This is a genomic window from Selenomonas sp. AE3005, from assembly GCF_000686945.1.
Taxonomy (GTDB): Bacteria; Bacillota; Negativicutes; order Selenomonadales; family Selenomonadaceae; genus Selenomonas_A.
On record NZ_KK366040.1, the window covers coordinates 64,291 to 78,788 of the forward strand.

Below are 14,498 nucleotides of genomic sequence, written 5' to 3' on the forward strand. Positions count from 1 at the left end.
AAAACTTACTCGTCTTTACCGAATTCACCACGGCGTTCACGGCAGATGCCCCTGTCTACATTGCGCAGGAAACGGAGCAGGTGGTCCACTTCCTCACAGGAGGGAATTTCCTGTTCGATGATGGACACAGCCTTCTGCAGGCTGATCCCTGACCGAAATAGCATTCTATAAGCTTGCTTTAAGCGTCTGCGTGCCGTAGCATCTACTCCAGCCCGGGATAATCCTACACTGTTAAGACCAACAGTTTTGGCCGGCTGGCCGGCAACGATAGTATAAGGCACAACGTCCTGCGTCAGGCGGCTCATGCCGCCAATCATAGCATTGCGGCCGATTTTTACAAACTGGTGTACGCCCGTCATGCCGCCGATAACAGCACGGTCCTCTACCACCGCATGCCCGGCCAGGCTGGCCAGGTTGGACATGATAACCCGGTTGCCAATGACACAGTTATGGGCAACATGGGTGAGCGCCATCAGCAGGCAGTCATTGCCAATACGCGTTTCTTCACCTTCACCTGTGGCCCGATGAACCGTAGCCCCTTCGCGGATGGTTGTTCTGTCACCAATGAAGGTATAGCTTTTTTCACCTTTGAATTTCAAATCCTGCGGCACTTCACCGATGGAGGCACCTTGGAAAATATGACATTCTTTGCCGATTTTTGTCCAGCCATGAATGACCACATGGGGACCTATCACTGTGCCTTCACCGATTTCCACGTCGGGCCCAATGACAGAGTACGGACCAATATCCACCCCGGCAGCGATTTTGGCACCTTCGCCAACAACTGCGGTTTCATGTATATGCGCATCGGCACTGATATTTTCAGTACTCATTTCTACAACTCCTTAATCTATCCACCGGCACCAGTCTATCCATGCTGCCGGCAGGCTCTTTGCACCGGTTGGTTTCCCCAGCACTCAACAGCTGTGCAAAGAATATTCTTTATTGACATCTGCTTACATTTCAGATTCGCGTTTCATGGCGAACTTGAAATCCGCCGATGCCACCAGCTGGTCGTCTACATAGCCATCGCAATGCAACAGACCGAACTCGCCGCGCACACGTACTACATGAGCCTTGGTTACCAGCTGGTCGCCAGGCACTACCGGGCGTTTGAACTTAATGTTCTCCATGCCGCCAAACATGGCAATCTTGCCACGGTTTTCTTCCGGATAGAGCATGGCTACGCCGCCAACCTGCGCCATCGCCTCCAAAATCAGCACACCGGGCATGATGGGATGTCCCGGGAAATGACCGTTGAACTGCGGTTCATTCATGGTGATATTTTTTATCCCCGTAGCAGATTTAAAAGGGTCTATTTCAATAATGCGATCCACCAGCAGCATCGGTGCACGATGGGGCAGAATCTTCATGATTTCTTCAATACCAAGTTCCATTTTTATTTCCCTCTTTCTCTGATAGTCCGTTTCTCAACCTAAACTCTTCTGAATTTCCTTAGCCAGCGCCGTATTCAATGCATGACCAGAGGCCACGGCAATGACATGACCACGGATCGGTCCTGCCAGGCGCAAATCGCCAATAACATCCAAAATTTTATGCCGCACCAGCTCATCCTCATAATGCAGGGGATTGAGCCAGCCTTCATCATTGTAGACAATGACGCTTTCCAAAGTGCCGCCGAGACCAAGCCCCATCTTCTGCAGGGCCTCTATCTCTTTTTCGTAGGCAATCGTCCGCGCCGGCGCTATTTCCTTCTCATATGTTTCAGGGTTTATCGCAAAGTTTTCGTACTGTATCCCAATGAGCTTATGGGGATTTACAGACGTAAAGCTTACCCGGAAACCGTCATAGGGCAGCACCATGACAAAGCGCTGCTGTTCTTCATCGTCAATACGATAAATCTTGTCAATCACGATCTCCCGGCGTTCGGCCGTAAGTTCCTGAACCCCGGCCTCCTGCATTAGCTTAAAGAACGCCAGGGACGAGCCGTCCGCCACCGGCGGTTCTTCCGCATCAATCTCTATATAACAGTTATCTATCTGCATAGCATGAAAGGCACTCATCAGATGTTCTATCGTAAAGACCTTACAGCCGTTTTCTTCAACAGTCGTCGCGCGGAGCGTCGAGGTAACGTTGGCTGCTACGGCCTTAATCGTGGGTTGTCCGTCAATGTCCATGCGTTTAAACACCAGGCCTGTATCCGCCGGTGCCGGTTTTAATACCATATGCACTTCCTGACCGGAATGCAATCCCACACCAGTATAAACTGCTGCAGCTGCCAGTGTAGTTTGCCGCAAAATAATTCCTCCTCATAGTAGTCATTACTACTATTTTAACCAACATCCTCCACTATTGCAACCATGGTTTATCGGGAAATTCCTCCCGTATGGACTTCCAGCGGTCGTGGAGCCAAAACCATTCTTCCGGATACTTGCGGATATGGGCCTCTATGGCGTCATTCAAAAACTGCGTCATTTTGGCAATATCCGCTCGCTTGTCCTTCGTCTTTTCCACATAAAAGGGGCCATCAACAATCAGCGTATGCGTGCCATCAGGTTCCCGGTGCATAAAGGACGTGAGGATGGGCACACTCTGGAATCTGGCCATCGAGGCAGGCCCCGTCAGGCAATTAGTATACTGCCCAAAGAATTTCAGCACAATGCCATCGTGACGGTTGGGGTCCTGGTCAGCAATCAGGCCGATAGCCCAGCCTTTTTTCAGCATATCAAACATTTCCCGTACACCGGTCTTGTAAGTAATATGCATGCCTATCAGCGTGCGGTATTCATTGATAAACTTATCCACTCCGGCATCACGCTGTTTTTGTGCTACCCCGACCAGCGGAATCCCTGCCATGGCAAACGCACCACCCATAAGCTCCCAGTTGCCGCTGTGAGCTGCTGCAATTACCGCGCCTTTTTGCTCCGCCATACTTTGCTGCAGTTTTTCCAAACCTTGAATACGCACGTACTTATCCGGCTGACGTTTTATCACCGGAAAGCGCAGCACCTCCATCAACATCGAACCAAAACGCACCGTACTGGCTCTGACGATGCGCTCTGCCTCCTGTTCCGAGCAGCCAAGGCAGCGCATTACCTGTCCCTTGGCCATCTGTTTGCGTTTTCCCGGCACTGCCAGCCAGCCCATATAGCCCAAGGTCTGTCCAAAGTGTTCACATAGGCCGCGAGGCAATAAGCAAGCTGCCCAGCTTATCAATTTCAGAGCATAATATACCACGTTACCTGCCTCCAAAAAGTCCTGCTGACACCAAAAAGCCCCCAAGCAGGGGCTTCTGGCAATATTACTATTTATTTTCGTACTTAGCCAGCTGCTTTTCCAGCTGTTTTATCTTTTTCAGCATCTCCGGCAATTTTTTCATCGACGCCTGCATGCGCAGCCATTCCGTATGAGACTGCACAGGGAAACCGGCACAGAACACGCCTTCCGGCATGTCACCGATAATCCCGGACCGTGCTGCATAGACGGAATTTGCCCCGATGTTGATGTGCCCTACAGTGCCCACCTGGCCGCCGAACGTAACATTATGACCAACGGTCGTAGAACCGGAAATACCCGTCTGGGCTACAATCAGACAGTTAGCACCAATCTTGCAGTTGTGGCCGATATGTACCAGATTATCGATTTTCGTGCCCTGACCGATAACCGTAGCCCCCATGGCGGCCCTGTCAATGCCGTCATGGGCGCCGATTTCCACATCGTCTTCCAAAACCACGATGCCCACCTGGGGCACTTTGGTATGGACGCCGTCTTTGGTTGTGAAACCAAAACCATCGGAGCCGATTACGGCCGAACTGTGAATCACACAGCGCTTGCCAACCCGGCAATGCTCACGTACGGTAGCGTTGGAGTACACCACCGTATCTTCACCGATTTCCGCATACTGGCCGATATAAGTATGGGGGTAAATTATGACATTGTCACCAATAACGGCATGGTCATCAATCATGGCAAAAGGCATGATAGTAACGTTCTTCCCTAATTTTACATCTTTGCCGACATGAGCTTGGGCGCTGACACCCTGTTCATGCTGCAGCTTTGGCGTAAATATCTCCAACAGCTTGGCAAAAGCCGCTCTGGGGTCTTCCACCAGCAGAGCTGTTTTCGGGAAATCCGTTATGCCCTCCGGCAGCATTACTGCCGCCGCGTTACAGGTTTTAGCTTCCTCGATATGTGGTTCTACCGCGAAGGTCAAATCATGCGCACCTGCACCCTGAATATTGTCCAGACCTTCGATTTCAATATTCCCGTCGCCAACAATGCGCCCTGCCACGAGGCCGGCTATTTCCTGCAATGTCTTTTTCATGCTGCTAATACTCCCATCTTACTGCAACTGTGCGATTACGGCATCAGTAACGTCTTCAGCGCCACTGACAGCTGTCGGCTGGTCAGCAGCGTTGTTCACTACTGCATCAAGTTTCTTTTCCTTCATAACAGCAGCACAGGCTGCATCTATCTTCTGTTTCAGCTGCAACGAGTAGGACTGGTTGAGCCCCTGTATTTTACGCTGGCTGTCCATCTGAGCCTTCTGCAAATCTTCCTGGCTCATGTTGGGATTTTCCTGCATTTTTTTCTGCAGCTCTTCTCCGGCCTGCGTCTGGGCTTCCTGAATCTTCTTATTGCCCTCCTCGACCAGCGTGTTAATCTGCGGAGCTTCTTTCGTAACGCGTTCACCATCTATATAACCGATTTTCGCCTGTCCGCAGCCGCTGACCAGCATAGCTCCTAACATAGCTGCAGCCATGAAGGCCGCAGATTTTTTGCGTAATTTCATTATCTTTCGCTTCTTTCTTTGCTTTAAATATTTTTCATTTCCTGCACCAATTCGTCGGTGACGTCCTGTGTCTTCAGGCCAATAACCACACTATCCTGCGGCTGCAGCGCCGGTACTTTTCCTGTCTGTGGCAGGAAACTGGCAAGTGCCGCCGGATGATGAACCAGTATCAGGGTAAAATGATGCATGATGGCAATTTTAGCTGCCTTGCCGGCCACATCATTGATTATATGGGCATGCAGTGCCGCAAGTTCTGCCTGCTTTTCAGCCAGCTGCTGCCGTTTGGCCAGCCGCTGCTGTACCTTTTCAGCTATGGCCTGTTGCTTGGACATCAGGTCAGCATTACGTGCGTCTGCCGCTGCGCGAGTCTGTTGCGCAGCCGCCATTTTCTCATCCCGGAGCTTTGGCATACTAGCCCGCCACTGTGCCAGTTCAGGGGCCAGCTTATCCTGAACATATTTTTCAACTTCCTGCTTGTAAGCCTGCCACAATTCATACTGCCGCCGCCCGCGTTCTGCCTGCAGCTGGCTGCGCTGCGCCTCCCAGACTTCCCGTTCCTCCTGGATTGCCTGTTTAGAGTCCAGCGCATTGTGCATGGCCGCCTGATTGTCCAACTTGATGTTGAGATTTAAAATCTCATTTAAATACTCTTCATCGAGCGCCTGCCGCCGGGCATTGAAATCCGCCTCGGTGGCCTTGGTGTATTCCTGCCGAAGCTGCTGCGCCTTACGCTCCAGCTCGGCCCGGCCGCCGATTACATCAGCAGCATTTTTCTGCCAGACTGACTCTTTAAACGTTTCATCCAGCAGCTGGGGCATTTCCAGGGAAAGCATATCCCCTACATCGGAAACCTCCAGTTCCAGCAGCTGACATTCTGCGTCCAAAGCGGTAAATTTTTCATAATCGGGATGCGCAGCCACAACCTGCTGCCAGTTGATGATGCCTGTGTCCGGCTTTTCCTGAGCCATCTGACTATGTTTTGGGGGCAGAATAAACTCCCGCGCCAGCCAGGCGCCCAGAAAAATCATACAAAGGGCAGCCACGGTGCCAACCAGAATATTCCGGCGACGCTGTGCTTTGCCAGCTTTCTGACTGTCATCATGCGTTTCCGGCACCTGCGCTCCCCCCTCTTACAAACAGTACCGAGCGCCTTTGCTGCTCGGTACTGCCAAACTTTATATAGTCCAATCAGTGAAGTACCTGACTGCTCTTATTTGCTAACCTGCTTAAGGACATCCTGAGTGATGTCTACACCGCCGTAAACAACAGCGCCTTTTTCCAGAACTACGGACAGGCCCTTCTGTTCAGCAACCTTCTTTACAGATTCCTCAACACTCTTGGTGATGGGTTCCATGAGTTCCTGATTCTTCTGCTGCAGGCGCTGCTGAGTCTGCGTATAGTAGTCGCGCTTTTCATTATCGTTCATGTTAGCGGATTTGGTTTCAAATTCCTTCTGGGCTTCCTGAACAGCCGTCTGCATTTCCGTAGAAGCAGCCTGAACCTTCGGATGCTGGTTCATAACCTGGCTGTAATCAACCACGCCGACGTTGGAGCTGGCTGCGCTGACCATATTCGGGCCAAACTGCGTCAGAGCCATAGCTACTACGGAGCCAACGAAAGCCAGTGCGATAAGAATGCTGACAATTTTAACCTGTTTTTTCTGTAATTTAACCATTGTAAAATCTCCTTTTCCCCTAAAGGGTGATTCATCTTTTCCCTAATGTAGTGTCAAAAACACCCATACATAAAAGTTATTATAACAAACTATTTTTTCTTATTCAAGGCAAACTTCAAATAAACGTCTGGCCTACCTTAGAAAGTGCCGCCCACGGTGAAATGTACGCGGCCGCCATTTTTGCCACGGCCGTAGTCCAGACGCAGCGGCCCCAGCGGCGTGTTGAGCGCCAGGCCTACGCCGATGCTGCCCTTGAGGTCTTTCGGCGTAAAACCATCATACCATGCGGAACCCCAGTCAGTGAAGAGTGCGCCCTGCACCTTGCTGACAATCGGGAACCGGTATTCCAGCGTGGCCAGCGCCATACGCGTACCACGGAACTGGTCTTCACGATAGCCGCGCAGGCTGTTCTGACCGCCGACCTTGTACAGGTTGAACTCGGATATCTCGCCACGACCCACGCCGTACTGACCGCGCAAGGCAATTACCTGTGCATGCCCCACCTTAATGTAGCGCTGGTCTTCGATAGTAGCCTTTTGGAAATTAAAATCTCCCCCCAAGCCGGCCACTTCGCCGGTCAAACTTATCCGGCTGCCTGTCGTCGGATTGTAAACATTATCACGCGTATCCGTCACATGGCTGAAGGTGATACTTCTTGTCAAACCGAAATTCTTTTCCTGCCAAGCAGTATCACCACTACGGTCTTTCCCCTTATTTTTAACATGGCGGACATATTTATCATCACGGTTACGGAAAGTCAAATAGTTAGTGGAATACTCACTTACCGGTCTGCCCAGAGTAATTTCCCCACCGGAATACTTACGCATATAGCTTTCTACTAAATTGCCATCCGTGTTGTAATCATCGTATTGGTACGTACGATTGTAAATACGCAGGGTGCCAACGGTTTCTTTCTTATCAATCCAGGGATGACGCCAGGAAAAAGTATAGCCGCGAGCATCCGTCTCGCTGCCGCTTTTTTCAAACGTCAGACTTACCGCATCACCGGTACCACGGAAGTTGGTATCACCAATGCTGACCATACCAATTACACCATCAGCGGTACTGTAACCGGCACCAATACCAAACGACCCTGTACGTTTTTCCTTAACGTCCAGTTCCATAACTACGGCATTGGGTTCCACGCCCGGATTCATCTTGATATTTACATCTTCAAAAAAGCCCAGATTGTAAACGCGCTGCATACTGCGGCGTGCCTTCTTGGAATTGAACGGCTCGCCGGGTTTCTGCCGCATTTCGCGCAGGATAACATAGTCCTTGGTCTTGGTATTACCCTTAACCTTGTAGCCTTCCAGGGTACCCTCGTTTATGCGCAGCGTCAGGTTGCCTTCCTTATCAATATTTATATCGGTGACCTTAGCCAGGATATAGCCTTCTTCACGGTAGACATCCTTGATACTTTGAATATTTTGCTGCAACAGACGGCTGTTTAATATCTCGCCATCTTTAACCGTAACATTTTTCAGCAAGTCCGCCGTCTTGATGACGGTGTTGCCCGTAATGTTAATGCTCTTCAGCACCGGATTTTCCAGCACATGGTAAGTGATAACCACACCTTCCGGCACTTTTTCAAAAGTCGGGAACAAATCATAGAAATACCCCGTATTGTAGACGGCCTCGCGGTCATTGTTCATCCCCTTAAGTGTGAACATATCACCGGTATGCATGGTAAGTGCCGCCTTCGCAGTATTTTCCGTTACTGACGTAGTACCATCAAACACTGTATCTACAATGGTCTGGCCTTCATATTCCTTGCCGAATTTTTCTATAGCATCCTCCTGCGGACGGTTCTTGAGCCATTCCTCCGTCCGCTGGTCTGCAGCTTTCCCCTGTGCCTCAGCAGTCCCCTGTACTGCATTTTGTACCGGAGCGCCCTGGGGAGCTGCCGCCTCCTGCGCCGTCTGGACCGCGGACTTATCCGCTGCCGCCACTTCCGCATAAGCCATTCCCGGCAGGGCGGAAAAACTGGTTGCCAAGGCAACCGCATAAGCTAAAAACCTTTTATTTCCCTTATTCAAAGGTCAAACCTCCTAATTATGTAAATACATGTTCTGCGTAATTAAAAATTAAATCTGGCCTCCACACCCATAATATAACCACCACTTTCCCTTTCCAAGGTCAGGCCCACGTTATCACTTAAGTCGTATTGGAAGCCATAGCGATTGATATTATCGCCGCCTAACCCCCTGGTATATCGCAACATAACTCTGTCTGCTATATATTTTCCCATAGAAATATTAAAATCATATTTGTTTTCGTTAATTTCTTTTTCCGTTGTGTTATTACGATTGCTAAAAGCTGAACCACTCCCCCGGGAAATAGCCAGCCGGTCAAGATACAAATACTCACGCATAGCCGACTCAATTTCCGACAGGAAACTCATCTGCAGCCCCACTACCAGCATATCACCGGCATTCATATTTGTCTGCCCGTGTCTGTAGGCATCGCGCAGTGTGAGCAGCTGAATAATCTGCGTCTGGCTCATGGCCGGGCTTGCAGACAACCTCATATTGGCAGCTCCTAGCGGGCCCTTCACCGACAAGAACACCCTGGCCTGCGTCAGTCTGGTATCAGCAACGAAATCAATGCTGGGCATAAAGGACGCCACCTGATTAAAGTTCGCCACACCCTGCCGGATGTTGAACTCTGTCTTTAAATAATTTATGGTGCCGCCGCGCTTAACTTTTAAGCTGCCAGACATTTTGGGATGGCTCGTTATGCCGCCCACATGGAAAGCCCCGTCCAGATAGAGGTCATAGAGGTATGCACTGTAAAAATGCACCTTCTTGCCGGCATTGACCTGAACATCAAAGACCATTTCCGGCATGTCGCCATCACTATCGGGTATTGTCGGCACCGAAACCTGGCAATCATGGAAATCAACTTTACCGGATATTTTGGGCAGCTGACGTCCATAAAAGTTCGTGTCGCCCAGATGGAACTCCGCATTCAATGGCCCTGTAAAGAATTTGCTCTTTATCCCCAGTGCATTGCAGACCAGCGAAAAATCGTAATGTTCCGGCTGCCAGCCATCCATAGTCAGGTTGCCCTGCAGATTATATGTGCCACCGCCCATTTTACCAAAAAATTCTTCAACTGTCACTTTATTCCCAGTAAATTTTACCTTGGCTGCCATATCAGTAACCGGTAAATCCAGGAATTTCAGTTTCATGGCGCCAGTGGGAATCTGAATACTGCCATCAATCAGCGGATGTGCCAGGGTGCCATGTATCTTTATGTCACCGGCAGTAGCTCCCATAGCCCAGTCAATTTGCGGCGATAAGGTGGGCAGCAGAGATAAATCTGCATTCTCCAGCCCCACCGTCAGCTGTATCTGCTCGTAATCGTCCAGCCATTCATCCTTGCCGGCAGTCAGGGCGCGCATGGGCACGATACCCTTGATATCAACCGCACAGTTGCGTTCCCCTACCTGCTTGTTCACGCGCAGGCTTTTTACGCTTAGCAAACCATTTTTCAGGTTTACCTGTCCGGTCATGCTGTCAAAAGCAGCCCCCTGAATACCGCCATTTACGGCCTTCAAGGTCACGTCGGCCGACGGATTGTTTATGTACCCACCCAGCTCGGCCTCAATATCAGCTTTGCCGGTTACGCCCTGGGCTTTCACCCCGGCCAGACCGGTGAACATGCCAAAATCAAGCTGCTGCGCGGAAAATTTTGCTGCAATTGGGCCATCCAAGGCCACTGTGCCGGAGGCCGCAAATGTGCCCTCGTCTCCCTGGCTGCCCTTAAGCTGGTTGATGTACAGGATTCTATTGATAAGCTGCATATCGACCGCTACGCCGTGAATGTCGTAGCCGCCGGCCAGCCCCTGCGCGATATTGCCATTTACCTTCACGCTGGGATTACCAGCTGTACCGCCAATATGCGCCGTCAAATCGGCCTTACCGGAGATTACCTCCGTTTTCTGGTTGACCAGCGCCGCCACCGCACTGATTTCTGCGCCGGCAATCACCACATCGCCATCCAGCGCCTCACTTTGCGTATCGTAGCTCAGCTCCATATCATAGGTGCCGCCCTGCTGTTCAAAGCCGAAATGGTCAATGTCAAATTTGTCATTACGGTATTTTACCATGCCATGCAGGTTGTCAATCACCTGGTCATTCAGGATAATTTGCGGCGCATCGAGCAGCCCGTAAAATTCCGGGCGCTGAATCGTCCCTAAAATTTTACCTTTAAACGTGCCATGGCCGCTGACTTCATACGGCAGTTTATGCTGCACGCGTTTCAGGTCAATATCCTGCGCCTCAACTTCCATGTCCAGTGCCTGCGTGGCTGTAATCAAGTTGCCATTTAAGACCATATCAATCATCGGCGAGTAAGCGTGGAAATCCTGCAGGCGCAGGACACCGTTTTCGAGGAAATAGTCCCCGTCCATACCGGACAGCAGCATGCCATGATAACTGCCGCGATAAAAGTGAATATAGCCCACGGCCTGCGGCTTGTCCAGTGTGCCCGTAACCCTGACGACATTGTCCACATTACCCGTCAACGGCTGGTCTGGCGCTATCAAGGCCATGATATCTTCCATGCGGGCGCCCATGGTATCGAGCCGCAAATTGATTTTTTTTGCACCGGTAAAACCTACCGAACCAGCAGCCCGCCAAACTTCCTTGCCATCCTTCTCCATCAGGAAATCGTCAATGCCGACACCGTCCAGGCTGCCGCTGGCCGCAAATTTCAGACTGTCATAAGGCTGCTTGAAGATACGCCCATGATTGCCGGCGAATTTTATCTCGACCCGGGGATTGTGGCGGTCGCCCCGCACCGTGCCCTTAAAATCAGCCAGTCCTGACATGTCAATACGTTCATCGATGTTACGGAACTGTGACAAGTCAAAATGACCGCCATAGAAATCCAAATTCAGTTTGGCCTGGCCGCGCATATCCAGGATTGAGCCTTCCACACCCAAACTGCTGTGATTGGGCATATTTACGCTTAAATAATCTATCTGCAAATCATCATCAGACAAGTGCAAGGATGCACTGGCGCTGTCCACCTGCAAGCCACGGAAAGCAGCATTTTTCAAGCTGGCACTGCCATAAAGCTGCAGCGTGCTCATATCCGCGCCTATACCATTGCCCCCGAGGTCCGCGGACAGACGTCCCGCCGCGCCGGCCAAATCCGGCACCAGTCCTGCAGCCTGGGCAACATCCAGTTCCTCAACTTTTACATGTGCAGTGTAACCAAGGTTTTCTGTAGATAATACCAGTTCACCGCTGACCTTGCCGCCCATCACCAGCGCAGCAAAATTCCGCACAAAGAGATTCTTATCCTGATAGCGGACCTCTGCCACGCCGCCGCTAAAGGGCACGTCCATAGCCTGACCGGCCGGCACCTCTACCCGGCCGTCAATGCTGGGATTGCTGAAAGCGCCTGTAATCTTAGCCTTGAAGTTTACGCCGCCACTATACGGTATGTTTTGTAAAATCCTGCTGGGGTCGAACTCTTCCCCCTCAGCCTCCAGTTCCATGTACGGCACAGTCTGCAAATGTTTTATTTTGCCATGGACACTGGCTTTTTGCCCATTGCTTTCCGCCTGAGCGTTCAGCAGCAGCTCTTCGTTGGTAAACGCCGCATGTCCGGTGATATGCTCGATATCCGTGCCTTCAACAGTTACTGCGCCCTCACGTAAATCCACGTCACCGCTGAAGGAAATATTATCTTCCCGGCGATAAAGGTTGAAACTGCCCTGTTCAATTCTGCCGCCTTTGATGACAACATTGTCCGGCAGCAGCCCCTGCGGCAGATAGCTGATGTAGTTGGCTAAGTCAGCCCCAGACACCTTGGCATTGATTATCTGACGGCTGTCAGATATAGTCGCCGTGCCGGCCAGGTCAGCCCCGGCATTATTAGCGGAAAATTGCGCTTTGGCTACAGGATACGTCCCCATATCCACTGCCGCCTGCACATTATCCAGCTGAAGTTCCTGTCCCTGCCGGCGGACAGTTAACTGGCCGTCTGCTACCGTCACCTTGCCATGAAACTCCTGATTGCTTGATTCCCCCGACAATAAATCCTGCACATTCCAGCTGCCATCAGCCCGTTCGGCAAGTACGGCCTTTACGCCGGTTACCGAAATTTCCTTTACCGCATCGGCAGGGTCTGAAACCGCCGCAAGCAGGCGATAGCTGACCCGTGCCTCATCGGCACGGGCAATCAGCTCCGCCTGCTTGTCATAGATAGTCAAGTTATGCAGTTTGATATCACTAAGGGAACTTACCTCTATTTCCCCAATTTCTACCTCGGTTTCCAACGCTTGAGATGCCAGCTGGGACACTTTCCCCCCCGCTGCTGCCATGAAGTTTTTCGTCTGCGTATAGTACCAAAAGCCACTCACAGCCATTATCAGCAGGCCGCAAGCAAGTGCCCATATTTTCCAGGTCTTTACCTTCATTGCTGTCTCCTCAAACGCCCTGCCCAGGGCAGTATCTTGTCATGGTTATTTAGCCATTTCATTGGCCACCGTACTGGTGCTGGCAGCCTGTTCCTGAGCAGGAGCCGCAGGCTTGGTTTCTGCGGCTTTTTCCTGCTGCACAGGCTGCTGTTTCTTGCTGGCTTTGGCCGCAACTTCACGTTCAGCCTGACGATTGGCTTTAGCCTCTTCCTTCGAAGCCTGCTTAGCCGCCTGCGTTAGTTCCAGTACGGGATTTTCCGTAACTTTGGCATCGTTACGAACCTTCTTCACCCGGTTGCCCTCCATCTGGGAAGTCTTATACTTAGCCACATTGATATCCACAGGAATGCCCATAGCCTTATCCAGAGCAGCCTTGGAAACATTGTACTTGTACAGCGCCGTGTAGTAGTTGGTCTGGGCTGCCGTCATTTTTTCCGTGGCATCCATAACGTCCAGGTTTGTACCAACACCGGCCGCATAGCGTACATTGGCAATCTTTAAATCTTCCCGGGCCTGTTCCACAGCTACTTCCGTGGTCTTGATGTTCTTTTCCGCAGCCTGCAGGTTCAGGAAGGCCGTGCGTACATCCAGCTGAATGGCCTCATCTTTCTGATGCAGGTTTTCCTGTGCCTTAGTCAGTGATGCCTCGGCGGAATTTACATTAGCCGTAGTTACACCATTGTCAAAGATATTCCAGGATGCCGTGGCACCAACCACCCAGGTGTCCGTGTCATTGCCAAAAGCGTTCTTGCCTTCAATAGACGTCGAGCCGGATGCCGTCACCGTCGGATACCAGCCGGCCTTAGCCGTGTTAATGCCGGCCTCTGCCTGCTTTACAGCATAATAGGCAGCCGCACCGTCAGCGCGATTGTTCAGGGCATAGTTAGTGCAGTCATTTAAATCCAGATTATAGGACGAATGTTTCAGCTGGTCATCAATTTCCAGCACCGTATCCGTGGGCAGGCCGACAATATTATTCAGCGTGGCCACCGCAATATCGTAATTGTTCTGTGCCGTGGTCAGGGACTGCTGGGCATTAGCCAGGTTTACCTGTGAGGACAATACGTCAGACTTGGCGACCGTACCTACACGATACTGGGCATTAACATTGTCCAGATGTTCCTGATAAGCCTTGACCGAGTCTTCCTGCACCTTGATAAGGTTCTTGTAGTTCAGCACATTGTAATAGCCTTCAGTAGCACTATAGCGCACGCTCTGCTTGGTGTTTTCGAGCGTCACATCGGCAGCGTTCAGGCCATAGCCTGCTGCCTCAATGCCGCTGCGCAGGGAGAAATTATACAAAGGTATCGATGCACTGGCACTGTTGGTAAAATACTTATTGTCTACATGGGTTCCAGCCACAGTATCGTTAACACGATTAAAAGCCGAAGACAGACCTACCGTAACACCAGTCTGACGGCGGTATTTGGACAGGTTCCACTTGGCTACATCCACGTCAGCCAAGGCACTCTTGATGCTGCGGTTATTCTCCATAGCCATCTGCACTGCGTCATTCAGGTTCAGCTGTACCGTGTTGGCGGCCAGCGCCGTACCTGTGGAAACGGTCAGCAGACCGCCTAAAACCATAGCCGTCAATTTTTTATAAAAACGTTTTTTATTCAAGACAAATTCCT

11 protein-coding genes are annotated in these 14,498 nt (G+C 51.0%); all 11 read right to left on the reverse strand.

Going from position 1 to position 14,498, the window contains the following annotated elements; all coding sequences use genetic code 11:
• Nucleotides 1–5: 5 nt before the first annotated feature.
• The 11 genes from lpxA to DL94_RS0112065 all read right to left on the reverse strand — a co-directional run bounded on the left by lpxA (nt 6) and on the right by DL94_RS0112065 (nt 14,487).
• Nucleotides 6–833 carry an acyl-ACP--UDP-N-acetylglucosamine O-acyltransferase gene (gene lpxA / locus DL94_RS0112015; protein WP_028130361.1) on the reverse strand — a complete coding sequence of 276 codons (828 nt, stop codon included), beginning with the start codon at nt 831–833 and terminating at the stop codon, nt 6–8.
• A 123-nt stretch (nt 834–956) separates the two neighbouring features.
• Nucleotides 957–1,397: a 3-hydroxyacyl-ACP dehydratase FabZ gene (fabZ, locus tag DL94_RS0112020; RefSeq protein ID WP_028130362.1), complete on the reverse strand. Its 441-nt coding sequence runs from the start codon at nt 1,395–1,397 to the stop codon at nt 957–959.
• A gap of 33 nt (nt 1,398–1,430) precedes the next feature.
• Nucleotides 1,431–2,261 carry a UDP-3-O-acyl-N-acetylglucosamine deacetylase gene (lpxC, locus tag DL94_RS0112025; protein ID WP_028130363.1) on the reverse strand — a complete coding sequence of 277 codons (831 nt, stop codon included), beginning with the start codon at nt 2,259–2,261 and terminating at the stop codon, nt 1,431–1,433.
• 49 nt (nt 2,262–2,310) lie between these two features.
• A complete protein-coding gene (locus DL94_RS0112030; RefSeq protein ID WP_028130364.1) occupies nt 2,311–3,198 on the reverse strand; it encodes a lysophospholipid acyltransferase family protein in 888 nt (295 codons plus the stop codon).
• Nucleotides 3,199–3,265: 67 nt separating this feature from the next.
• Nucleotides 3,266–4,285, reverse strand: coding sequence for a UDP-3-O-(3-hydroxymyristoyl)glucosamine N-acyltransferase (lpxD, locus tag DL94_RS0112035; RefSeq protein ID WP_028130365.1), 1,020 nt, complete (start codon nt 4,283–4,285; stop codon nt 3,266–3,268).
• Between the two features lie 18 nt (nt 4,286–4,303).
• Entirely contained in the window at nt 4,304–4,753 is a 450-nt protein-coding gene (locus tag DL94_RS0112040; protein WP_028130366.1) for an OmpH family outer membrane protein, read from the reverse strand.
• Nucleotides 4,754–4,776: 23 nt separating this feature from the next.
• Nucleotides 4,777–5,868, reverse strand: coding sequence for a hypothetical protein (locus tag DL94_RS0112045; protein WP_028130367.1), 1,092 nt, complete (start codon nt 5,866–5,868; stop codon nt 4,777–4,779).
• A gap of 95 nt (nt 5,869–5,963) precedes the next feature.
• Nucleotides 5,964–6,428, reverse strand: coding sequence for an OmpH/Skp family outer membrane protein (locus DL94_RS0112050; protein ID WP_028130368.1), 465 nt, complete (start codon nt 6,426–6,428; stop codon nt 5,964–5,966).
• A gap of 137 nt (nt 6,429–6,565) precedes the next feature.
• Entirely contained in the window at nt 6,566–8,467 is a 1,902-nt protein-coding gene (locus tag DL94_RS0112055; protein WP_028130369.1) for a BamA/OMP85 family outer membrane protein, read from the reverse strand.
• A 41-nt stretch (nt 8,468–8,508) separates the two neighbouring features.
• Nucleotides 8,509–12,864, reverse strand: coding sequence for a translocation/assembly module TamB domain-containing protein (locus DL94_RS0112060; RefSeq protein WP_028130370.1), 4,356 nt, complete (start codon nt 12,862–12,864; stop codon nt 8,509–8,511).
• 45 nt (nt 12,865–12,909) lie between these two features.
• Nucleotides 12,910–14,487: a TolC family protein gene (locus tag DL94_RS0112065; protein WP_028130371.1), complete on the reverse strand. Its 1,578-nt coding sequence runs from the start codon at nt 14,485–14,487 to the stop codon at nt 12,910–12,912.
• Nucleotides 14,488–14,498 lie beyond the last annotated feature (11 nt).